A 24,926-nucleotide genomic window follows, 5' to 3' on the forward strand; every position below is an offset into this window, starting at 1 on the left:
AAAAGGAGAAATTAAAATGAAAAAAGTTACCTCTAAATCAGAATTTGATACAGCTATCCGTTCCCCCAAAATTACAGTTGCTGTTTTTAAAGCAGACTGGTGCCCGGACTGCAAATTTATTGATCCATTCATGCCTGAAGTTGAAGAAAAATTTGCGAATGATCTGGATCTCATCGAGGTGGATGTAGATCATGTAGGCACTGTGAGTGAAGAACAAAATATTATGGGTATTCCAAGCTTTGTAGCCTATGTCGACGGTAAAGAGCATACTCGTTATGTCAACAAGCTTCGTAAATCACGCGAAGAGATTGAACATTTTCTGCAAAGTGCTGTTGAGGTATATAACAAACGTTCATAAGGGATTTTTTGCTATTGCGTATCAATATAGAAACTACTCGAAGAAGCCACGTTTACCTCAAAAAGCAATTTGGCATAAAGAACGGTACGACACCAACTTAGAAGGCCTCATTAAAAAATATGAACAAACGATCTCTAACTACATGGATAAACGTACAAATGGAAAAGAAACAAGAGGTTGGAGTCAAGAAGTATCCTCCTTCTATAACCACATTTATTATTCTGAAGTGAGAAGAATGTTGCAGCAGCAAGGATTTAATTTCAAGTAATTTCATTGATGGAAGCCCAAATTACATGAAAATCAATCGCTTAGGTTAAACAAGCCCTAAGTTGAAGATGGAGCCGATTTGGATATCTGCTCTAATGGAGGAGAGCTGTCCTATTTAACAGGCTTCTGTGGTGGTGTAGCCATAACTTGGTCCTCAGTTCATTTTATAAACGTTAGAACGAGAGTCTTTTTATATGCACTGTTAGGGATTAGATAAGTTGATTTAATTGTTGCTAATATACGAACGTCTACGTTATAAAATGACAATAATAAAACTTGGAGGTTTTTTTGTGACTAATTCTCAATCTGTTGAAGCTCTTTTTAAACCATTCGAAATGGGAAATCTCAAACTATCTAATCGTATTATATTGGCACCTATGACTCGAAATTTTTCTCCAAATGGAGTGCCAGGGGAGGATGTCGCTGCGTATTATCGTCGTAGAGCTGAAAATAGTGTTGGACTTATTGTGACAGAGGGTACGTTTATCAACCATCCTGATGTTGCATCCGAGGTGCCAGCATGGCAGGAGGACGTACCACACTTATACGGAGAAGAGGCGCTAAACGGTTGGTCAAAAGTAGTTGATGGAGTACACGAGGCCGGTGGGAAAATTTTCTCTCAAATGTGGCATATGGGTGCACGAGGCAACGTTAATAATTACTCAAAACAAGAAATTTCGGAATTGGTTGAAGCTTTCGTACAGGCAGCAGTCAATGCTAAAAAAGTTGGTTTTGATGGCATCGAGATTATGGCAGCCCATGGATTTTTAATCGATCAGTTCTTCTGGGAAAAAACAAACTCGCGTAACGATGAATACGGTGGCGACATTGTCAAACGTGCACGCTTTGCTAGTGAGGTTATCGCAGCTTGCCGACGTGCTGTTGGACCAGAATTTCCAATCGTGTTGCGAATCTCGCAGTGGAAATATGATGCCTATACAGCAAAATTAGTTGAAACTCCAGAACAACTAAAACGTTTCTTAACGCCATTAGTTGATGCAGGCGTTGACATCTTTCATGCCTCTCTTCGTCGCTTTTGGGAACCAGCTTTTGAAGGATCTGACTTGAATCTTTCAGGATGGATTAAAAAACTGACAGGGAAACCAACAATTACAGTTGGATCTGTCGGTCTTGACGCTGATTTTTTGGATTTCTTTGCTACCGGGGAAGAGGCTAATGGCAAAGCCAACAAGATGGGCGATTTAATCGAGAGATTGGGACGTGAAGAATTCGATTTGGTCGCAGTCGGGCGTGCATTATTGGCTGACCCTGACTGGGTAAACAAAATCCGCGATGGACGAACAGAAGAATTACTTCCGTTTACGCGTGAGGCAATCGAAACATTGTATTAAACGGGAGTATGAAAATTAACGAAGAACCTAAATCGATTTGAAATGCACCCCCTAGAATATATTAGATAAACCCTGGGTTTAACCAATGTATTCTAAGGGTTCATTCTTTTGTGGCTATTCGCATGCATATTTTGGAAGGTTGGATATAAAAGATTTATTAAATATCTGGATATTCATGGCCTCCAAGGTGTCCTCCTGTTCGCATAAAAAGGACTTGACTTAAATGCCTACACATTCTATAATTCAATTAATCAATTGAATAATGTTTTCTTGTTTCGACTAAAAGGAGCCATTTAATGAGAGAAACTTGTTGATTCAATCGTAGGATCTATGAAAAAGCGTAAGTAAGGAAAAAATTCTGAGCGTGATGAATAAAAGCTAAGCGTACACTAAAATTTCTAATGAATAGAGGGGTTTTCTATGAGTCATCAAGACAGTTTATTTAAAAAATCGAATTTTAAACGTATTGGAGAATTTAACTCGGTTTCTCCAGAGATATTCAAGGCGTTTGTAGCCTTTGAAAAGTTAGCATTGGCTGAAGGTAAACTTACAGCAAAATACAAGGAACTAATTGCAATTGCTATAGCCCACACCACGGGATGCCCTTATTGCATTGAGGTTCATGTAAAACAAGCTAAGAAACATGGTGTTTCAAAAGAGGAAATGGCAGAAGCTATAATGGTTGCCACCGCGCTCAAGGCAGGTTCGGCGATGGCTCATGGCGTTAATGCTTTAAATGCGTATGATGGTACCGATGACGACGAGTTATACCGTGCATCTTATATTAATAGACTGCGGGAGTTTACCCAATTAAGTGATTCGTTTAAATCCTTTGCTTCTTTTGATCAGCAAGCGTTGAAAGCCAGCATACTCAGTACCAAGGAAAAAGAATTGATTGCGGTTGCGGTTGCCCATACCACTGGGTGTCCATATTGCATTGATATTCATACGAAAGCAGCTAAAAAAGCCGGAGCAAACAAAGAAGAACTGGCTGAATCGATTATGGTAGCTACTGCTTTAAAAGCTGGTTCCGCTCTTGCTCATGGAGTAAATGCACTGGTTGCATTTGACGAATAACTAAAACTGAGAAGGGGTAGAAACATGAAAATTGAAATCTGGTCTGACATTGCATGTCCATTCTGCTATATTGGTAAACAAAATCTGGAGCGAGCCTTAGATGGATTACCGTATAAAGATGAAATAAGTATTGAATACAAAAGCTTTGAGCTTGATCCGGGAGCTTCTTCGTATGATGGAACAAGTTTTGTAGAAAAATTAACCCCTAAATTTGGCGGAAGAGAACAAGCAAAAGAATTTCTTAGCCACTTAACTCAACAAGCCAAGAACGTGGGATTATCCTTTCAATTAGATAGTCTTAAACCCACCAATACACTGGATGCTCATCGTTTATTAAAATGGGCAAAAACGAATGGCAAAGAAACAACGTTGAATGAAAAATTACTTATTGCACATTTCACTGAATCAAAGGATGTAGGAGATTATGATACACTGGCCGATATTGCAGAAGCGGTTGGATTAAATAGAAAAGAAGCCCTCGGAGTATTAAAAAATAAGGATCTTTATAAAGATCAAGTACGAAAAGATCAAGATGAAGCTCGTAGAGTTGGGATTAGCGGGGTACCGTTCTTTATATTCAACCAAAAATATGCAGTTTCAGGGGCACAGCCGACAGAATCTTTTTCTCAAGTGTTAGAGAAAGTTTGGGAAGAAGAGCATCCGGCACCTAAGTTTGAAATTCTTTCTGATGAAACATCTAGTGAAGGACTATGTACTGATGAAGGGTGTGCGATCCCGCCTAAAAAGTCATAAAGGACAAGCGAGGATTCAATTAAATTGGTCTATGAAAAATATAAAATAGAGGAGTCCTAAATATGAGTAAAATGAACGGTGTAGATGTGAATATGCTCGGAAGCTTGGCAGAAAAATATAAGGAAAATCCTGAGGATGCGATTACAAGTTTTGCTTCTACAGTAAAATGGAAAGATGGGTTTTACTCGGAGGCCGAGGTTGGGGACTATAAGCCGGTACCCATTGATGAACCAGAGTGGCTATCTGGAACTGGAAAAGGGCCTAATCCCGTTGAGCTTTTGTTAAGTGCACTTGGCGCTTGTGTAGGTGTTGGATTCATTGCAACAGCTAGTGGTATGGGGATTAAAGTAAATTCGTTGGACGTTGATGTTACTGGCGAAATAGATCTGAACGTTTTCTTTGGCTTAAAAGAGGGGAATTCTGGCTTTGATGAAATAAACGTTCGTTTCAATGTGGACAGTGACGCAGATGAAACGCAGGTTGAAGAATTGGTTGCACAAGCCATAAAACTATCACCTGTGAGAAACACCATTGAAAGAAACGTTAAAGTGAATTCGACGTATACACTTAACAATTAAAACGTAAGCGTCAAACCTAGTACACCTGTAAACCCAACACCAGTCATGAGATCATAGGCATATCTTAACGATTTGCCAGATGACCAGAGCAGAACGACACCAGCAGCAATGGACGGAGCGCATCACGGACTATGAGCCAGTGGCCTCACTGTATGAAAAACGTGAAGATCACGAAATTGTGTACTAATTCAAAAGATTCGTGCTATTAAGAATATAAAGGCTTCATAGACTTGGTAATCTATTTTTCATTCACTTAAGGAGTGATACAATGGCACATTACGCAGCAATCTTGCACATAGTTGACCCGGTAAAAAGACAAGAGTTACATCCTAAGCACCTGGAATTTTTGAACAAAATGAAGGAACAGGGGAAAATTTATGCCATGGGACCTTTTGTTGATGGGGCCGGCGGTCTAGTCATTTACGTTGCAGATTCATTGGAAGAGGCACAGGCGATGGTTGAAAAAGACCCGTATGTGTCGGAAAAAGCGCTTCGCTTGGAACTTCATGAGTGGAAAATGGTATAAATGAACATACATTTCTCTTTTAGGTTTCGTTAAAAAGCCATCAACGCTACTACAATATCAAGAGGCCCCCAGTATAGGGAGCCTCTTTTTTTGGTGCACCTCACAGTCGCATCATTAGGTGGTTCAAATCCACCGGGTAGCTTTACCCTTTAAAGTGCCGTAGCCGAAGCAGACATCCGGCAATCCAAGGTTTCGGATGGGCAGGGTGGAGAAAGTTTGGGAAGAAGAGCATCCGGCACCTAAGTTTGAAATTCTTTCTGATGAAACATCTAGTGAAGGACTATGTACTGATGAAGGGTGTGCGATCCCGTCTAAAAAGTCATAAAGGACAAGCGAGGATTCAATTAAGATTAGTTTATGAAAAATATAAAATAGAGGAGTCCTAAATATGAGTAAAATGAACGGTGTAGATGTGAATATGCTCGGAAGCTTGGCAGAAAAATATAAGGAAAATCCTGAGGATGCGATTACAAGTTTTGCTTCTACAGTAAAATGGAAAGATGGGTTTTACTTGGAGGCCGAGGTTGGGGACTATAAGCCGGTACCCATTGATGAACCAGAGTGGCTATCTGGAACTGGAAAAGGGCCTAATCCCGTTGAGCTTTTGTTAAGTGCACTTGGCGCTTGTGTAGGTGTTGGATTCATTGCAACAGCTAGTGGTATGGGGATTAAAGTAAATTCGTTGGACGTTGATGTTACTGGCGAAATAGATCTGAACGTTTTCTTTGGCTTAAAAGAGGGGAATTCTGGCTTTGATGAAATAAACGTTCGTTTCAATGTGGACAGTGACGCAGATGAAACGCAGGTTGAAGAATTGGTTGCACAAGCCATAGAAATATCACCTGTGAGAAACACCATTGAAAGAAACGTTAAAGTGAATTCGACGTATACACTTAACAATTAAAACCATGAATACTTGATTGTTTTACTAGAAGCGTAGACATTATGCGAGGAACACATAGCATAATGTCTACTTTTTTTATAATATTAGGATCAGGGTGCTTTCGCTTTACCTTGTGGCTAAGGACATATGTGCTCCCTTTTGCCAAACGTCCTACATACGTCAGTAGTTAGTATTTTTAAAACAGCCGACAGGCCGATGTACGAACTATTCTACAGTGGGAGTGGAGAAAACAGATTTGCTGCTCCAGCAGCCGACTTGAGTTATAAGTAGAACAGTAAAGATGGGATAGGTCGTCTACACATTTTGCTTCATTCCCTTCTTTCTGATCACGAACACGATGGAAAGAAGTACCGGAACCAGAAAAAACAAAATGATTCCCATGTATTCGACCGCACCGCTCAGGCTAAACACGTCCATCATACGAACAGGAGTCATTGTGGAGATAAAGATAATCGGAATTAAGCCAAAAATTGCATAACGATATTCAAGACCGAATACCTGTGAGACCCCTAAGGATGCATTGAAGAAAAAACTACAGAAATTACAAAACATTTGCAGCATCCAGATCACCAGCAGCGGAAACTCCAGACGTTCAAAAAGAAATCGGGGATTTCAAAAGTGCGTATTAAATTAATGGTGGGCCAAGTACTTGTCACAGTGGAGTCCATCGATAACCCACCGATCACCATAACTACGGTCAGAAAGTACAAAACCCAAGGGATACTGATCCCCACTACCATGGTGCCGCTTTATATAATGGCTTTGGTTGACCTTCACAAACCGCTTGCCAGTAACGTTGTAATATGCGATCCGTTCAGCAAGCCCTAAAGATATTTACAAGAATATCTCTATAGTTCTAAAGACCGTTCTTCATTTAAGAGGAGAGGTCTGGATTATCTGGCGAAACCAGCGATCACGGAATCGAAATGCTTGTGGTTAGAACATGGTGGTATTTTTTATTAGAATGAGGAATGGGAAAGGAACTTACCGGTGAAATCATATGTGCCTTTTACCTATAAAATGATGGTACCCTACTTGCTGCTAGTGTTGCTTACGGACGTGTTGATCGGCTATATTTCGTATTCGATGCTTGTTCAATCGCGGACCGAGATGGCTGAGACGAATATTCGGACCGGCATGGAGCAGACAAGGAACAATATTCTTTACCAGATGGACGAAATTCAGCGCATATCCGATACGCTATTTGGTAGCCTGGCGTTCCAGCAAGCCATTCAGAAGAAGGGAGATCCGCTGGACATTTACTGGACGATGATGGATGAGATCATCCCGCAGATGACAGCGCCGCTGCAGCTATCTGGGAACGATATTCGCCTTATGCTTTACACACTGAACAGCGATTTGAGCATTGTGAGTGGCGATAACCTTTCGGAGCCGATCGCGCAAAACGATTATTATATCCTGCCGTTCGGTGAGATTTCCCATTCCGAGTGGTTTCGTTCGCTTCAAGCCACGGAACGGGACAACATCTGGCTGCAAATCGATACCGACAGTAAACTTGGTAATATATCACATTTTCGCCGTTTGGTATCGTATGCCGACTATAAGACCGAAATCGGCTATGTGCGTATCACCGTGTCACTCGAAGACCTGTTGGGCGATTTCGTGGCCTTTCCGCTCGAAGAAGGGATTACGCTACGTCTGGTCGACCGTTCCACTGGCATATCGCTTTACCATCGAGGAATGGCCGAACAGAACGCCTCGCGCGAAGCGTATCTAAGCCTCCTGGAAGAGATCCCGGGTACTGATTTCGTAATCGAGACGCTGGTGCCCAATTCCTACTTGTCAAAGGATGCGGGTAGGTTACAGCGAATCATCATCACCGTATGTGCCATTAGCTTTGCTGTCATGGCCTTCATTGGCTATATCGTCGCCCGCCTTTCCGGGCGTAGGATGTCGAGGATCGTCAACCTTGTTCGTTCGTTCCAGAAAGGGAATTTTCTAAAGCGGATACAATTCTCCGGCAATGACGAGTTTGTACAAATCGCCGATGCGTTCAACGTGATGGCCAGTAGTATCCAAAAATTGATCGATAGCGTCTATATCGAAGGCATCCAAAAGAAACAAGCTGAGCTGGAGGCATTGCAAGCACAGATCAATCCTCATTTCCTCTATAACACGCTGTCGACGATCGGAAGCTTGGCGAATCTCGGAGAGACGGACAAGGTGACGGAGATGGTGCAAGGGCTCTCCCGTTTTTACCGTCTCACCCTCAACCAAGGCCGTGTCTGCATTGAGCTGGAGAAAGAGCTGGAACAAGTGACGACCTATCTTGCGATCCAAAGGGTAAAATATGCGGACACGTTTACGGTGCATGTCGATGTCGAGCCCGATATTCTGCAGGTGCCGGTCATCAAGCTGATCCTGCAACCCTTCGTGGAGAACGTCTTTAAGCACGCTTGGTTCGGAGATTCTATCGCGATCCTGATTAAGGCGTGTCGTATTGGCGATCTTATCGAGCTGAAGGTCATCGACAACGGCATTGGCATGAAACCCCATACAGTGGAGCGATTGTTAAACAACTCGAGGCAAGAGGGCGGTTACGGTGTCAAAAACGTCGACGAGCGCATCAAACTGTTATATGGAGATCCTTACGGCGTCCAGATCGCAAGTATTTATGGAGGAGGAACGACGGTTCGGATTCTGCTCCCGGCTGGGCATCAGGATGGGCAGGGCGGCGAACCACGGCAGTAACCGTGAATTTGTATCCGTTTTCATTGAAGACCGCCATGTTGTCCTTCGGGGGGAAAAGGTATGATACATTCAGGCATAGTGCGTAAATGAGTGAAACGATCGGAGGCATGTACATGAGTGTTAATCTGTTGCTAGTTGATGATGAAGTGGTCGACCTCGAATGGCTACGCCGACGCGTCCTCGAGAGTGGGCTGAATGTCCGCGTGGCGGGCACGGCCCATAGCGGTTTTCAGGCATTGAAGCTCATGGAATCCGAACCGATAGACTTGATCTTATCGGACATTCGAATGCCGATCATGACGGGAACCGAATTCGCCCGGAAGGTCAAGACGATCCATCCGAAGGTTAAGATCGTATTTATTAGCGGCCACGAGGATTTCGGCTACGCCAAGGAAGCGATCGAGATCAATGCTTCAGGGTATTTGCTGAAGCCGGTCGAAGACCAAGAATTATTTCGTATACTGACGGAGCAGGTCGCGAAAATTGAGCAAGAACTGGAGCAGGATCGTTCCTTTACGGAAACCCTGTCGCTCGTGAACGAAGAGCTACTCCTACGGTGGTTTGAGGAACGAACGCCCGCGTCGGCCACATCGCACGTTAGTGGCGTGCTTGCGCATTATTTGGAGAAGGAGACGTCCGTGGCGCTCGTGGAAATTGACGACTTAGAATGGAAGATGCGCAACCTTCCGCCGGAAGAGCAACGCGCAGAGATTCGAAAGATCAGCCGGACGATCAAGACATTTGCAGCAGACATCAGGCTCGGTACCGTCATCGAGGGGCAGGGAAACCGATTCGTGATTCTTGCAGCCGTGCCGGAGTCTAGGTTCAATAGCTTGCTTAAGGAGCTTGTCGAACATGTGAATCGAAGCACTTCTCGCACGGTCACGATCGGCGTCGGTCGTTACGCATCCAACGAGACGGAACTCCACGAGTCTTTTCGACAGGCGCTGGCGGCGCTTGGCGCCAAATGGCTGCTCGGCAAAAATCGAATCATTCAAGGAGTGATCGAGGCACATCCTCAAAATACGCCGGGCAAGTGCATGGAAGAGAAGGTCAATCGAATGCTCGAAGCGATCTTGGACTACGACCTGGTCACAATTGACGACTGTTTGATGGAGTTGCTTCAACAGGATGTAACACTGACTGGCAAGGAAGGCGTGTACGCGCTTATCATACGCATGACGTCCAAGCTGCATGCCGATCTTCAGCAGCGAAAAGAAAATTTATACGAGCTGCTGGAATGGGAATCGCGCCAACCAGACGTACTATTTCAATTCGAGACGGTGCATGACATTCTGTCTTGGCTTCGCAGGGGATTCTTCGAGCTGTCTGAGATGCTGTACATCAAGGGACAAAGGCAGATGCGCAAACTAATTGAAGAAATCATGCGATACGTGGAGAATAACCTGGAGAAGAAAATTACGCTTAAGGAAGTCGCGGCGCATTTAGATTTTACTGCGAACTATTTGGGCCAGTTATTCAAAGAGGAGACGGGCACACATTTCAGCGATTACTTGATCGGCCTAAAGACGGATCGTGTGTGCGAGCTGCTTAAAGACCCGACGAAGAAAATTTATGAAATCGCTGATCAGATGGGCTATAAGAATATAATTTATTTCAACCGGAATTTCAAGCAAGCAATGGGCATGACGCCGGGCGAATACCGCAAGAAGCACAAAATTTGATAGCTATATGTGTGATTGAGGTCCCGGTCGAATCATGACCGAGGGTCTTTTTTTTCTACGCGTAATCAATGAACTCACTGACCTTATTTTAAATGTTTATTAGATAATTATGCTTCTTTTGAAATCTCTGTTGCTTGGTTCCAGCCGGCCTTGTTAATCAATGGGGCAGTGTAGTTTTTTTATGGAGGTAAACGGCACGGTTCGACAGATCGGTGAAAAAGTATAGTTTTTTGTTGCTTGGCTAAATTTTCAAGGCCTATAACGCTCGCCTATAATGGGGACAAAGAGGAGAGAGGAGAGGGAGCATATGAACCTGCATGGATTTTGGAGCGATGTCAGGAAGTATAAAACCCTGCTACTGATGCTCACGCCAGGCGTACTTTTTATTTTTCTGTTCGCCTACGTGCCTATGGCGGGAATCGTATTGGCGTTCAAGCAATTCAACTTCGATGGCGGTGTATTCGGGAGCCCCTGGAATGGTCTCGATAATTTCCGGTTCCTTTTCGAGTCAGGTGACGCCTGGCGCGTAACACGCAACACCGCGCTTTACAATATCGCGTTCATCGTCGTGAACAACGTAGTGCAAATCTTTGCCGCGATCCTGCTGTTCGAGGTGGGGGGGAAGTGGTTTCGAAAGTTGACTCAAACGGTGTTTTTCCTGCCTTACTTCATCTCGTGGGTTGTCGTCGGCGCCATTGCATTCAACTTATTTAGCTACGACTTCGGGTTTATTAACGCGATGTTGACGAAGCTGGGCATGGAGCCGATCGACATTTACAATACCCCCGCGTATTGGCCGTTCATTCTGGTCATCGTATCCACATGGAAGGCGTTTGGTTACGGGACGATCATGTATCTGGCTACCATCACGAGCATCGATACCGAGATGTACGAGGCGGCGGAAATCGATGGGGCCAACGTCTTCCAGCGAATCTTGAAAATTACTGTGCCAAACCTGTATCCAACAATGATTATCCTGGTGTTGCTGGCGATCGGCAATATTTTTCGTGGGGATTTCGGGATGTTCTACAACATGATCGGCAACAACGGTCTCTTATTCTCAAATACAGATGTCATCGATACGTTTGTCTTCCGCCTGCTGATGAGCTCAAATGAGATCGGCATGTCGGCCGCAGCGGGCTTCTACCAATCGTTGCTTGGCTTCGTGACCATCATGATTGCCAACTACGCGGTTCGCAAATACGATAAAGACCGTGCATTATTCTAAGAGAAGGAGGAAATGCCCATGTCTACGATAAATACGAGCCCAGTCGCCCAAGCGGTAGGCAGAAGACGCGTGTCTGCCGATCGTGTATTGCTCAATATTATCGGTTACGTCTCGCTTACTATTCTGGCTTTGTTCTGTATCTTGCCTTTTATTTTGATCGTGTCCTCCTCGTTGACAGAGGAGAAGAGCATTATTGAGAATGGCTTTCAGTTGTTTCCGACGGTCTTCTCGATCGAAGCGTATAGTATTCTGTTCAAATATCCCTCACAGATGATCCAGGCTTACGCCGTCACGATCGGGGTGACCGCCATCGGGACGGTAGTCGGGCTGTTTTTGACCGCAATGACGGCCTATGTTCTGGCTAGGAAGGATTTCAAATGGCGAGGAACCTTCTCGTTCTACTTCTTCTTTACGACACTGTTCAACGGTGGGCTTGTCCCCTGGTACTTGCTCGTCGTTGAATACTTGCACCTGAAGGATACTTTTCTGGTATTGATTCTTCCCTTATTGATGAATGTGTTTTACATCATTGTCATGAAGACGTTCATGAGTAATATACCGGAAGCGATTACAGAATCCGCTAAAATAGACGGAGCGGGCGATTTTAGGATCTTTATCGAGCTGATCATCCCCTTGTCGAAGCCGGCACTGGCGACCATAGGATTGTTCATCGCGCTTGGTTACTGGAACGATTGGTATAACCCGCTGCTCTTTATCTCACAAGAGAATTTGATGCCGCTGCAGTACTATCTTTATCGCATGCTTGGGAATATGGACGGCATGCGCAAGGCGATGATGGAATCGGGGGCAGTCGTCAATTTAAGTATCCCGACCGAAAGCTTGAAGATGGCGATGACCATTGTAGCGACAGGACCCATCCTAATCGCGTACCCGTTCATTCAGCGTTTTTTCGTCAAAGGCTTGACTGTTGGTTCAGTGAAAGGATGATCTCAGGGCAACTTGGTTATCAATAGCATGTCCGTTCACATCAATGCCATTATCTGAATTAGGGGGAGTATGGATCATGAAACATAAGAAGAGGAATGCCATGTTGCTTCTTGTCATCGTGCTGTTGCTTAGTACGCTACTTAGCGCATGCGGTAGTAACAACGGAAATTCGGGGGACGGGAACGGTACAGACGGCGCGAACGACGGCACGGTTAAACTGAAAATGCTGCTGCTGGGCGCCAAGCCGGCGGATTACGACGAAGTGTTCGGTGAGGTGAACAAACTGCTGAAGAAGAAGATCAACACGACAGTCGATGTCGAATTCCTCGACTGGTCCGATTGGTCGCAGAAATATCCACTCAGGTTCGCAGCGAAAGATGATTTCGACTTGGTGTTCACGGCGAACTGGGCATTTTATTCCAATCAGGCGCTGAATGGTGGCTTCTACGAACTGACCGACGAACTGCTGAAATCCAATGCACCTATGACATGGAAAGCGATGCCGAAGCTCTCTTGGGACCAGGCGAAGATTAAGGGTAAGCTGTACATGGTGCCGAACAACAACCAAGAAATTATGGACAAAGTTCTGCTAATTCGTGAGGACTTACGAAAGAAGTACAATCTTGAGCCAGTCACCAGTCCCGAGACGTTTGCCGCCTACGCGAAGACGATTTCGAAGAACGAAAAAGGGATGAGCGGCTTCGCCGCAGCGGCGGGCGGCGGGTATAAATGGAACGAGCTGGATAATGTGCTGCTCGAGCAGTATAACGAATGGAAACTCGTAGATCCGAACATCCCGTTCGCTTATAAGCTCGACGATGCAACAGGCAAAGTTTTTAACGTTTATGATACGCCGGAATTCAAAAAGTTGCTCATTTATTATAAAGACTTGGCCGATAACGGTGGTTGGTCCAAGAACGTTGTCAACAGCAAGAACGACGTTTGGCAGGAAATGAAGGCTGGCAAGGCCGCATCGTACAAACGCAATCTCGGATCTGTGGGCTTCGATTTGGCCGAGGCTCGTCGTGCGCTTCCTGATGCCGACATGGCTATCGCCGATCTCACCCCGAATCAGAAGAAGACGGCTTCCATCTCGACGCAGAATGGCATGGCGGTTCATGCGACGACCAAGCATGTAGAGCGTTCCCTAATGGTGATCGACCTATTGCAGAACGACAAGCAAATTCATGATTTAACGATGTACGGCATCGCAGGCAAGCACTACGAGCCGGTCGGCGACGACAAGTTTAAACCAGGCGCGAGCCAAGCGAATTTCACCGGTTTCTCCTACTGGGGGTGGAATTCGGCACTCAATCGGACGGATGCTTCCTACCCTCAGGAAGCGACGAATATGGAAGCTGACTGGAAGAAGAAAGTTTATCACTATCCGCTTGAGACGTTCGTGTTCGACGACCAGAAGGTAAAGAATGAAATGGCTAGCATCGGCAACGTGATGTTACGATACGGCGTTCCGTTAGAGTACGGCCTGGTTCCGGATTTGGAGAAGGGTCAAGCCGAGTTGATCAAACAACTTAAAGTTGCAGGCATCGACAAAGTGCAGGCGGAACTGCAAAGCCAGATCAACGCCTTCTTAGCAGGGAAATAATGTAAAGAGGGAGTCATTCCCTCTTTCTTTTTTCAACGAAAGGCGGGTACAGCATTGGCAAACTTCGAATTTTTAAAAGGGATAGATATCTCGTTTGTGGACGAAATCGAAGCGGCAGGAGGTACGTTTTACGAAGACTAGGTGCAGGACGACATGCTGCGATTAAAGCGGAGCGTGTGAGTTGATCAGGTTGCGAATTTGGAACTACCCGAATCGGCGGATTCTGAAATCCAAGTGGACGATCCAGTTGGCGTGGAACGGGATGTGATCCATAGAGGTTTGTGAAAGCGCTTCAATCCAGATGTGTTGATGCAAATAAAACAAGGAGGTAGTACAATGATAAATAGAATAATTGCTATGATTCTTACATTTGCAATGATTATATCCATGACAGCCTTTATCTTACCTATTAAGGTAAGCGCTTCATCTATCCCTGACTCGTTCGCCAAAGGCGCAGATATCAGCTGGCTGCCACAATTAGAGGCCCTGGGTTATAAATTCTATAATGATAATGGGGAAGAGCAAGATCTTCTTCAGATTTTAAAGGATCACGGAATTGATTCCATAAGAATACGGGCTTTTGTTGATCCGTCTGATGATCCTTCCAATGGTCATTGCAGTACAGAAGAAGTAGTTGCATTAGCATCTCGTGTAAGCGCCTTCGGATTTAGGGTTATGATTGATTTACACTACAGTGATACTTGGGCTGACCCGGGAAAACAGATAACACCTAAAGCATGGGCCAACGATAATTTAGATCAATTAAAAGTACATGTATCGGAATACACTTCTGAGGTGATGAATGCTCTAAAAGTAGCAGGCGTAACACCAGAGTGGGTACAAATCGGGAATGAAATTAATAATGGAATGATGCATCCCTTGGGGGAGTATAGCAATACGTCCAACCTCGTTCAACTGATCCAAGCCGGATCGAGCGCAGCCAAAGCGGTTTTTCCTGGGATTAAGGTTATCATCCATAGAGCAAGCGGAGCAGAAAATGGCGTTGAACCGTTTTATGCCGGTCTGGTTGCAGCCGGTCTTAAAGATAGCGATTATGATATCATTGGCTTATCTTATTATCCGGATTCGGTTTTTACTTCCTCAATTAATGAATTAACTGAAAACATGAATAAACTCGCAGAAAAATATAGGAAGGAAGTCATGATTGTTGAAGTCGGGGGGGAAGTTGCCAAGGATGCTGATAGTGTTTATAACATGCTTGTAAATGTTCAAAATAAATTACATGCAGCTCCGAACGATTTGGGAACGGGTGTATTTTATTGGGCACCTGAGGGGAATTATTTTGGGTATCCTAAATCTGCATGGGACCCGGACGGTACGCCCTCATTGGCATTAGATGCATTTATTGACGGTGCTGTTGAAAATAATCGGTATCCTGTGCAATCTTTAGCTCTGGATAAGCACACCGAAACGATTGAAGTAGGTGCTACTAGTAAGCTAAATGCTATCATCAATCCTGCTAATGCAACCTATAAAGGAATTACTTTTACGAGCTCAAATCCTGATATCGTAAAGGTACATCCTTATAATGGGACTATTTCCGGACTTTCTGTTGGGACAGCAACCATATCGGTGGTTTCATATGATGGGGGTTTTACTGACTCTTCCGAAGTTACTGTGGTGCCAAGCACAAGTTTGATTCAAAATCCTGGCTTTGAGATGGGATTAAAACCGTGGAAGGTTACTGGGGATACAGACGCGGTTAGTACAGATAGTGACGTACACTCCGGCACATTAGCATTACACTATTGGAGACCAACATCCACAGAATTCAAAGTTTCCCAAACTATCACAGGGATTAAAAATGGCACCTATCAATTATCTGCTTGGGTCTACGGCGGAGGAGAAGAAGAGATATCTGAGATTTTTGCTGGAGGTAAAAGGAAGAGTTTTACAAATACCGGACAATGGTCTAATCCAACAATAGATAACGTTGTAGTTACAGATGGAACTCTGACTATTGGCGCCCATCTAAAATTTCCCGGCGGGCAGTGGGGAAACATTGATGACTTCAAACTTATTAAGAAAGCCGATGCTGTAAAGTAACAAGATCTTTGGATCTAAGCTAAAGACATCGAAATTAAGTTATTGGAAAAGCGGGTCCCCATTCCTTGGAATGGGGACCCGTTTCTTTCGTTTTGACTCATACTATTCGAAAGGGACTTTTTACGAGCAAGAGGCACAAGATTTGAATAGCTGCATGTGTGAGCGAGACCCTGGTTGAATCATGAACGGGGTTCTCTGTTTTTTGCTCTGAGGGAAAATACATGGTTCGACAGATCGGTGAAAAAGTATGGGTTATTGTTGCTAGGCTAAATTCTCGAGACCCATTACGCTATCCTATAATGGATACATAGCGGAGAGAGGAGAGGGAGAGCATGAACCTACACAGATTTGGAGTGAGGAAGAATGAAACCCTGCTTCTAATGCTCACGCTGAGCCTATCGTGATCGGGTATCAGATGTTTCTGCTGGGTTTTCCGTCGATATCATCCTGCCGCATTTCAATCATGCTGGATGAGTTACCGAATACAATAAAATCGTATCGACGGCAGAGGCTTACGACATGGCGCTAGCTCACCGCAGTCACTCCATACCGATCGCTTTGACTGCTTGCCTGCAAGTAGATCAATAGGCATTCATTATAACAAAGCAAGTATCGATTACAAGGACGAAGCGTGGACGAGTGGTGAGCGTAAAGGACGAAAGGGCGTGGATGATTATGGTTAAGATCGAGACGTATTGGGAGGACTTGGGTATAAGGCAAATCAATCGCGAGGAATCCAGGGCGTATTTTATTCCATATGGGGATACGCGGCGGGCGATGGAGGGGAAGCGAGGGCGATCTCCCTTTTACCAAACGTTGAATGGCAGCTGGAAATTCCGCTATCATGCCAGTGTACAGGGGGTTGAAAACGGGTTTTATGAGGAAAGGGCGGATGTCGGTGGATGGGACGATCTTCTTGTACCTTCCTGCTGGCAAGTGAACGGATACGACCAGCTGCATTATACGAACATCCACTATCCTTTTCCGTATAATCCGCCGTATGTGCCGGACGACAATCCGGCGGGGGTCTATGTCAGGGACTTCAATGTGCCGGTTAGCTGGGAGAAGAAGAAGCCGTTCATCGTGTTCGAGGGCGTGAACTCATGTTTTTACCTATGGGTCAACGGCCGGTTTGTCGGCTACAGTCAAGGAAGCCGGATGCCGGCGGAGTTCGATCTGACGGGCGTCTTGCGAACGGGATCGAACCGGGTTACTGTCATGGTCTTAAAATGGTGTGATGGTTCGTATATAGAGGATCAGGACGTTTGGCGATTTTCGGGTATTTTCCGGGACGTCTATTTGCTCGCACGCGATTCACATTACATTCGGGATGTCTACAACAAGCAAGAGTTGGCGAGTGATTTCAGCTGGGCCGTGCTGCGCTGCGAAATCGAGGCGATTGGCCCTGTAGGCGTAAAAGCGGAACTACTTGACACGGCCGGTAAGCAGGTCGGCTTCCAATCGGCGGCAATCGACGGGAAGGGTATGCTAGCGTTCCATGTCGAAGCCCCGGTGCTGTGGAACGCGGAGTGTCCTTATTTGTACCAGTTACTCGTATACTCCGGACAAGAAGTCCTCCTATTCCAGGTAGGCTTCCGCAAAATCGAAATCAAGGACGGTGTCTTTCGGATTAATGGACAGGCCGTTAAGCTAAAAGGGGTCAATCGGCATGACTCTCATCCCGAGCTGGGACAGACCATTCCCGTTCCCCACATGGTTCAAGACCTTGTCTTAATGAAGCGGTATAACATCAACACGATTCGGTCTTCACATTATCCCAACGACTCGAAATTTTTGGAGCTTTGCGACGAATACGGATTTTACGTCATCGACGAGGCGGACTTGGAATGCCATGGGGTGCTGCCCGCGACGGGAACCTACCATGCCTTGACGAAGAATCCAGCCTGGCGGGAAAGCTTTGTCGAACGCGCGGAACGGATGATCGAACGGGATAAAAACCACCCGTCCGTCATCATTTGGTCGATGGGGAATGAATCTGGTTTCGACGCAAATCATATCGCGATGGCGGAGTGGGCGAAAGTGCGCGATCCATCCCGTCCGATTCACTACGAAGGCGCCGCACCACGCCATCAAGGCAGCACCGAAACGAGGTGTTTGGACATGGATAGCCATATGTACGAATCGATCGAGTATATTGAGAATTATGCGAAGGACGAAACGGCTACGATGCCGCTCTTCTTATGCGAGTACAGCCATGCGATGGGCAATGGCCCCGGGGATTTGAAGGATTACTGGGACGTCATATATAAATACCCGAAGCTGATGGGCGGCTGCGTCTGGGAATGGTGCGATCACGGGATTTTGACGCGGACGGAGGACGGCACACCTTTCTTCGGCTACGGAGGCGACTTCGGGGATCGGCCAAATGACGGAAATTTCTGCATTGACGGACTCGTGTCGCCGGACCGCGTTCCGCATACCGGTCTGCTCGAGCTAAAGCAAGTCATCGCTCCAATTCGCGTGGAAGCAAAGGCGCTTGAGGAAGGAAAGCTCGATGTCACGAATCTATACGATTTCATCGACTTGTCCCACGTCATTTTCCATTGGAAGGTCGAGAAGGACGGACAAGTCGCGGGACAAGGCCTGCTCGAAGGACTGTCGACGCCGCCGCACGCAACGGAAACGATTACGATCCCGGTTTGCTGGCCTAAGGAGTCGGAGAGCCGTTATTTCCTGACGATCTCATACCGATTGAACCGCGAGACGTCATGGGGCGACTTGGGGCACGAAATTGCGTTTGAGCAATTCGAGCTACCCGTCATCCGAAAGAAAGTAGACGTCGTTGCCGTTGACCGGCCCGGCATCTTGGCGCGGGAAGAGGATGGGATGCTGACGATCAAAGGCTTCGATTTCGTCCATCACTTCGATTTATGCAAGGGAGCATTCACGGCGATTTCCCGGCACGGCGTGCCGCTTATTCAAGAACCGGTTGCCTTCTCCGTATGGCGCGCGCCGACCGATAACGACCGCTTTGTGAAAGAAAAGTGGCTTGAGGCCGGATTTGATCGGGCGGTCACGAAGGTGTATCGCGTGGATTGGAAGCAGGAGGAAGTCGGTTCGGTCACCATTCAAGTCTCCTTCTCATTGGGCGGCCATAGCGTACCGACCATTCTCTCAGGAAACGCCGAATGGACAGTGTTGGCGACGGGGGAAATCGCGCTATGCGTAAAAGCGAACGTGAAGGAGGACCTGTTGTATTTGCCTCGCTTCGGGCTTCAGCTCACGATGCCTGCCGGCATGGAGGAAGTAGAATACTTCGGACTCGGCCCGCACGAGAGCTATATGGACAAACGTCGAAGCGTAAAGAAAGGGCGTTACCTGACGACAGTCGATGAGATGTTCGTTCCTTACATTAAACCGCAAGAAAACGGCTCACGATTCGGAACAGAATGGGTCACTGTATCCAATGCACTAGGCATGGGCCTTCGTTTCAAAGGGGATGAGGCCTTCTCGTTCAATGCGGGGCATTACGGCATGGACGATCTTGCGGCTGCGGGGCACCTCCATGAGCTTACTAAGCGTAAAGAAACGTTTATCCATCTTGATTACAAGATGAGTGGAATTGGATCGAACTCTTGCGGTCCGGAGCTGCTCCAGCCATATCGTCTGGATGAAAAGGAAATTGAATTTGGTTTTCGCATCATTCCGGTGTTTAAAGCAGATGAGTAGCTATGCCTGCCCAGCAGCACAAATACGATAAGTTCAAACAGATTCGTTTGATTCCAAGATCTAGCTGCATTTTTGCAGGTAGATGACCGATTTTGTCCATAATTCACCATTACACGAGGAGAGATAGACGCTATGAAGAACACGCAAGTATTCCCACCCGTCAGCGACAAGCTTCCCGTCATGATGCACGGCGCCGATTACAATCCAGATCAATGGCTTCGTTATCCGGAGGTGCTCGAAGAAGATATCCGTCTGATGAAGCTTTCCGGCTGCAACGTCATGTCGATCGGCATATTCGCATGGGCCGCGCTCGAACCGACGGAAGGCACGTTTACCTTCGATTGGCTGGATCAGATGCTCGAGTGCTTCGAAGCGAACGGTATTTATGCTTGGCTGGCGACGCCGAGCGGCGCACGCCCGGCTTGGATGTCGGAGAAGTATCCTGAGGTTCGGCGGGTCGAAGCGAATCGCATCCGCAACCTGCACGGCATGCGTCACAATCACTGCTATACATCACCGGTTTACCGCGAGAAGACTTCCATCATCAACCAGAAGCTGGCGGAGCGTTACGGTGACCATCCGGCGGTCGTAGGCTGGCATATTTCCAACGAATTCGGCGGCGATTGTCATTGCGACTATTGCCAAGACGCCTTCCGGGAGTGGTTGAAAAGTAAATACGGCACGCTTGAGGCGTTAAACCATGCGTGGTGGTCGACGTTCTGGGCGCATACGTACCTCGATTGGGGGCAGATCGAATCCCCTGCTCCGCATGGCGAATCCGCGGTACACGGCCAGAATCTTGACTGGCGACGCTTCGTGACGGACCAAACAATTGATTTCTGTCGGTACGAGATCGAAGCAATACGGAAAGCAGGATCAGCGTTGCCGGTCACGACCAACATGCATATGTTCGAGGGTTTGGACTACCGTAAATTCGGAGATTTGCTCGACATCATTTCCTGGGACGCTTATCCAACGTGGCATGAGCATCAAGACGACGCCAAATTGGGAGCATTCGTCGCGTTCTATCACGACCTGTTTCGTTCTATCAAGGGGCGGCCGTTTCTGCTGATGGAAAGCACGCCGAGCCTGACCAACTGGCAGCCGGTCAGCAAGCTAAAGCAGCCGGGCATGCACAAACTGTCCTCGTTGCAAGCCGTGGCGCACGGCTCGGATTCCGTCCAATACTTCCAATGGCGCAAAAGCCGCGGCTCCAGCGAGAAATTCCACGGCGCGGTTGTGGACCATGTCGGTCACGAGCATACGCGCGTCTTCCGCGATGTCACGGAGCTTAGCCAGACGCTGGCGGGATTGATCGAGGTCGTTGGGACTTCGACGCCCGCGCAAGCGGCAATCCTGTTCGATTGGGATAACCGTTGGGCAATCAAGGATGCACAAGGGCCTCGCAACATGGGTCTCCATTACGAAGAGACTGCGTATGCTCAGCACCGCGCGCTGTGGTCGCACGGCGTGCCAACTGACGTCATCGGCTCCGAGGACGACTTCGCGCCGTACAAGCTGATCGTCGCGCCCATGCTATATTTGTGCCGGGAGGAGACCGGGAAGAAGCTAGAACTTTTCGTCGAGAACGGGGGGACGCTGGTCGCGACGTACTGGTCCGGCATCGTCGACGAGCATGATCTTTGCCACCTCGGGGGTTTCCCGGGACCGCTACGCAACACGCTTGGCATTTGGGCGGAGGAGATCGATGGCTTGTACGACAATGATCGCAACGGCGTCGTATTGGCGGCGGACAATCCGCTCGGGCTGGCAGGAACATTTGAATCGCATGAACTTTGCGAGCTGATCCATACGGAGGGTGCGGAAGTGCTTGGCGTCTACACGGACAGTTTCTATGCAGGCCGTCCCGCGCTGACGGTGAACCGACTGGGCAAAGGCCGCGCCTATTACATGGCGACCCGCTTCAAGGACGATTTCCTGGACGCATTCTATGGCCGATTGGCTGAAGAGGCCGGCCTGGAGCGGGTAATCGATACAAAGCTTCCTCATGGCGTTACGGCGCAGGCGCGGACGAACGGAACGGCCGACTTCGTGTTTATCCAGAATTTCGGAGGTACGCCGCAGCAAGTCAAATTGGACGGCCAGTCCTACACGGATATGGAAACAGGCGATGCCGCGGGCGATGCCGTCGAGCTCGGTGTAAACGGCATTCGCTTGTTGAAACGACAAGCGAAATCCTGGTACAACAAGTATGGAGCAAATAAACAAAATGGATGACAAATGTGCCTTGTCAGTAAAGATGATGCCTGCATAGGGTAAAAGAATACAGTAAGAAGCCCTGTACTCTATTAAGGTACAGGGCTTCTTGCATTTCAAATAGTCAATTACTGAGAATAAACGTGCCATAATCCCCCCGTTTTTCAAATGAGATCCAGGTAGATCACCATCTCTTTCATGTTCTGGGCGGCTGCTGTTGTCTTTTAGACTGAAAAATAAAGTGTTAGACTAGGTAAATAGAGTTGTAGACTGAGAAAATAAAGTCTTAGACTGGTGTCGTTGATTTAACGCGGTTTTTGAATTGAAGAATCGTCAGCTTTTGAAAAATAAGTTTTAGACTAATCCATTAAAAGAAGCAGCGACGGAACAAGACTTGAAAAATAAAGTCTTAGACTGCCGCTGTTGTCGTTCAACTAACGTATTTCGTTAGTTCAATCAATTCTGTTGCCATCGTATATGCTGGTGGTGAACCAGGTCTTCTACATTACTATATCGTCTTTCGTAAGTTTTTGGTACAGGGCTATCTTCTCGTTGGCAAGGGAAATCATGCACTCAAGTTCCTGCCGCTTGGATTCCAGTTCCACCAGATGCTTTTCAAGAATTTCTATCCGTATGTGTAAGGCAGGAGTAAAATTAGCAACTTTTTCCCCTTTTTGAATTTTATCCAGTACACATCCGTCACGAGTAAATTCCGTAATCTCCTCAAGCGACAATCCCAATTTTTTTAATCTAATTAAACATTGTATATATGAAACCTCACTTTCGGTATAAATGCGTGTCCTTCCATTTCTTCGATTTGGTTCCTGTAGCACTCCAATTTTTTCATAATAGCGAATCGTATAAGGAGTTAACCCCGTTCTTTCTGATACTTGACTTATAGTAAGCATTGCTTTTTTATGTCACTCCTTTTTTCTAAACCAAAATTTAAAACTATTATACATCTTTAAGTCAACTCGAAGTCGATATTTGCACCTCAAACTTCATTTCAAAAATTTGTGCTTGATTTCTAGTTGACTCTAACTTGTAAGCTAAAGTTGCTAATTGATATACATGAAACATAAAAAAACTAAAGATAAAAGGAAATGGTGTCAAACTTATTTTGATGGAGGCATAAACAATGAACAACAAATATTTCACGATTCAACAAGCAGCGGAAGGTATCTGGGGTGCTATTTCGGTACCTGGTAGTGGTTCCCTGGGGAATGCGGCAATTATTGACATTGGGGATTTGACCGTTGTTGTGGACACAACTAACCTACCGCATTCTGGTGCTTTGTTACGTCAAACCGCAGAACAATTAACGAATAAACCAATTAAATATGTGATCAATACTCATTTCCATGGAGATCATGTCAACGGCAATCAGGAATTCATGGAAAGTGATTTTATATCTACCGTTTGGACAAGAGATTTGCTATCTGAAATGGGTAAAGTGAATATTGATCTTATGCAACAAAACATTCAGAAGTTAATAAATAGCCTACATCAAGTACGTTCACAAGAAAAAAATCCGCACATCTTAACCGAAATCGGCTATGATCTTTCCGTGCAGAGAGCCCTGTATGATGCTATCCCTTCCCTTCGTAGGGTGATACCCACGATAACTTTTGACGATAAACTAGTTATAAAAGGAGCAAAACGCACTGTCGAAGTTTTATCCTACGGAGGCGGCCATTCTTTAAGCGATGTCGTTATTTACGTGCCTGAAGAACGAACCTTGATTGCTGGTGATTTAATAACCAACAAGACGATTCCGGTCATGCCATACGGTAATCCCTACGCTTGGATACGCATCCTTAGACGCATTCAAAGAGATCTGAAGGTAGATACTGTCATTCCCGGGCATGGAGATGTGTCCACTCCAGATAAAATCCTAGATGTCATTCGCTTTTTAGAAAAAACGATCGCTTATGTGTCTGAAGCTGCGACGAGCGGAAAACCAGAGTCTTACTGGTTAAATGAAGGTGTATTAAATGGCTATGAAGATTGGCATCTAGCTCAGTATTTCAGATGGAATTTTCGCTGGCTCTTCAATACAATGCTTGTTCAAAATAATAGATGAGACACAACTAGCACTCCCTTTAACTCCACCAGATTCACAAGGCCAGTTCTGAATGTCAACCCGGCAGCACGTTTGGGTATTTTCAAACGTAATTGGCAGTCTGCTTGTTAGGTTAACCTGCCCGTTAGCTTAATGAAGCATCGTCAGTCTAATACTTTATTTTCACTGAACAGCTGTCATCAGGACTTGTTCTCTTAAGTTTTGCAGACGGTGTAAACGGTAATAGCGAAACCCGTTAAGCACTTTGGCTTCAGCTAAGCTTCACTCAATCGTTTCTTTTCGTTATCGGTATAGATATTTTTCGGATCTTCTCTACCGGTTTATTCGAACTTCCTCTCAGAAATGTCATGTTTCCAGTTTGCGGCGATTCCTGAAACGTCTACACTTCTCCAATTGCCTGTAACCGTGGCAATCCATTGTCCGGTAGGGAAGTGTTGGTTTGAGGTTTTTGCCGGAGCCGATTATCTTAGCATGGAGATTGATATCAGCAAGGCGGCCAATGAGCTCAGCAGAAAATGATCATGAATCTGGGTATGTATCAGGACGGTACTACCTTGAAGGAACATGTATCTAAAGAAATGTATGTGAAGATCAAAGAGATTCTGAAGAAAAACGGGAATGGAAGCGAACATGCTTGATGATTCAAGCCCTAGATAGCCGAGACTACAAACAGCAGCCTGAAATCGGCGAAGGCTGGTTACGGACCGGCTGCAGGGGGGTGACCTGTATTTCATCCAATGGACATTTGAAGGTTCGAACGACAATAAAAATTGGACAGTTTTGGATGAAGAAGTAGACATTAAATGGCTCCCGGTAAACTAGAATTTTCAATCGACTACCTTCAACTATACTGCATCTAAAATTTTTTCTGCCCA

At 46.1% G+C, this 24,926-nt stretch carries 17 protein-coding genes and 1 pseudogene; 16 read left to right on the forward strand and 2 right to left on the reverse strand.

Annotation, left to right across the window (positions count from 1 at the left end; genetic code table 11):
- The first annotated feature begins 16 nt into the window (after positions 1 to 16).
- The 7 genes from T3H97_RS12905 (at position 17) to T3H97_RS12935 (ending at position 5,815) form a co-directional block, all read left to right on the forward strand.
- Complete coding sequence (locus T3H97_RS12905; protein ID WP_328799894.1) at positions 17 to 358, forward strand: thioredoxin family protein; 342 nt, start codon at positions 17 to 19, stop codon at positions 356 to 358.
- A gap of 557 nt (positions 359 to 915) precedes the next feature.
- Entirely contained in the window at positions 916 to 1,977 is a 1,062-nt protein-coding gene (locus T3H97_RS12910) for an NADH:flavin oxidoreductase (protein WP_328799895.1), read from the forward strand.
- A gap of 420 nt (positions 1,978 to 2,397) precedes the next feature.
- The gene (locus tag T3H97_RS12915) at positions 2,398 to 3,054 is read left to right on the forward strand and encodes a carboxymuconolactone decarboxylase family protein (protein ID WP_023988731.1); all 657 of its coding nucleotides are present in this window, start codon (positions 2,398 to 2,400) and stop codon (positions 3,052 to 3,054) included.
- A gap of 24 nt (positions 3,055 to 3,078) precedes the next feature.
- A complete protein-coding gene (locus T3H97_RS12920) occupies positions 3,079 to 3,807 on the forward strand; it encodes a DsbA family oxidoreductase (protein WP_328799896.1) in 729 nt (242 codons plus the stop codon).
- Between the two features lie 62 nt (positions 3,808 to 3,869).
- The gene (locus T3H97_RS12925; protein WP_103048574.1) at positions 3,870 to 4,385 is read left to right on the forward strand and encodes an OsmC family protein; all 516 of its coding nucleotides are present in this window, start codon (positions 3,870 to 3,872) and stop codon (positions 4,383 to 4,385) included.
- 268 nt (positions 4,386 to 4,653) lie between these two features.
- On the forward strand, positions 4,654 to 4,911 hold the full coding sequence (locus tag T3H97_RS12930) for a YciI family protein (protein ID WP_103048575.1): 258 nt from the start codon (positions 4,654 to 4,656) through the stop codon (positions 4,909 to 4,911).
- 388 nt (positions 4,912 to 5,299) lie between these two features.
- Positions 5,300 to 5,815, forward strand: a complete 516-nt coding sequence (locus T3H97_RS12935) for an OsmC family protein (protein WP_328799897.1) — start codon at positions 5,300 to 5,302, stop codon at positions 5,813 to 5,815.
- Positions 5,816 to 6,109: 294 nt separating this feature from the next.
- Here the strand turns inward: T3H97_RS12935 and T3H97_RS12940 are convergent.
- Positions 6,110 to 6,555: pseudogene (locus T3H97_RS12940) on the reverse strand (GerAB/ArcD/ProY family transporter); the annotation flags it as partial.
- A 250-nt stretch (positions 6,556 to 6,805) separates the two neighbouring features.
- Here T3H97_RS12940 and T3H97_RS12945 point away from each other — a divergent pair.
- The 8 genes from T3H97_RS12945 to T3H97_RS12980 all read left to right on the forward strand — a co-directional run bounded on the left by T3H97_RS12945 (position 6,806) and on the right by T3H97_RS12980 (position 21,989).
- Positions 6,806 to 8,527 (forward strand): sensor histidine kinase, encoded by a 1,722-nt coding sequence (locus tag T3H97_RS12945; protein WP_328799898.1) that lies wholly within the window; start codon positions 6,806 to 6,808, stop codon positions 8,525 to 8,527.
- A gap of 113 nt (positions 8,528 to 8,640) precedes the next feature.
- Complete coding sequence (locus tag T3H97_RS12950; RefSeq protein WP_328799899.1) at positions 8,641 to 10,212, forward strand: response regulator; 1,572 nt, start codon at positions 8,641 to 8,643, stop codon at positions 10,210 to 10,212.
- Between the two features lie 307 nt (positions 10,213 to 10,519).
- A complete protein-coding gene (locus T3H97_RS12955) occupies positions 10,520 to 11,440 on the forward strand; it encodes an ABC transporter permease (protein WP_023988741.1) in 921 nt (306 codons plus the stop codon).
- 18 nt (positions 11,441 to 11,458) lie between these two features.
- Entirely contained in the window at positions 11,459 to 12,388 is a 930-nt protein-coding gene (locus T3H97_RS12960; RefSeq protein WP_025684891.1) for a carbohydrate ABC transporter permease, read from the forward strand.
- A 76-nt stretch (positions 12,389 to 12,464) separates the two neighbouring features.
- Complete coding sequence (locus T3H97_RS12965) at positions 12,465 to 13,994, forward strand: ABC transporter substrate-binding protein (RefSeq protein WP_328799900.1); 1,530 nt, start codon at positions 12,465 to 12,467, stop codon at positions 13,992 to 13,994.
- Between the two features lie 336 nt (positions 13,995 to 14,330).
- Entirely contained in the window at positions 14,331 to 16,061 is a 1,731-nt protein-coding gene (locus T3H97_RS12970) for a glycosyl hydrolase 53 family protein (RefSeq protein ID WP_328799901.1), read from the forward strand.
- A gap of 669 nt (positions 16,062 to 16,730) precedes the next feature.
- On the forward strand, positions 16,731 to 19,751 hold the full coding sequence (locus tag T3H97_RS12975) for a glycoside hydrolase family 2 TIM barrel-domain containing protein (protein WP_328799902.1): 3,021 nt from the start codon (positions 16,731 to 16,733) through the stop codon (positions 19,749 to 19,751).
- A 132-nt stretch (positions 19,752 to 19,883) separates the two neighbouring features.
- Positions 19,884 to 21,989 carry a beta-galactosidase gene (locus tag T3H97_RS12980; protein WP_328799904.1) on the forward strand — a complete coding sequence of 702 codons (2,106 nt, stop codon included), beginning with the start codon at positions 19,884 to 19,886 and terminating at the stop codon, positions 21,987 to 21,989.
- A gap of 479 nt (positions 21,990 to 22,468) precedes the next feature.
- Here the strand turns inward: T3H97_RS12980 and T3H97_RS12985 are convergent, their stop codons facing one another.
- Positions 22,469 to 22,876, reverse strand: a complete 408-nt coding sequence (locus tag T3H97_RS12985) for a MerR family transcriptional regulator (RefSeq protein ID WP_328799905.1) — start codon at positions 22,874 to 22,876, stop codon at positions 22,469 to 22,471.
- A 230-nt stretch (positions 22,877 to 23,106) separates the two neighbouring features.
- Here T3H97_RS12985 and T3H97_RS12990 point away from each other — a divergent pair, with 230 nt between their 5' ends.
- Complete coding sequence (locus T3H97_RS12990; RefSeq protein ID WP_328799906.1) at positions 23,107 to 24,051, forward strand: MBL fold metallo-hydrolase; 945 nt, start codon at positions 23,107 to 23,109, stop codon at positions 24,049 to 24,051.
- Positions 24,052 to 24,926 lie beyond the last annotated feature (875 nt).

The sequence above is a fragment of the Paenibacillus sp. LX16 genome (assembly GCF_036252815.1).
Classification (GTDB): Bacteria; Bacillota; Bacilli; order Paenibacillales; family Paenibacillaceae; genus Paenibacillus; species Paenibacillus polymyxa_B.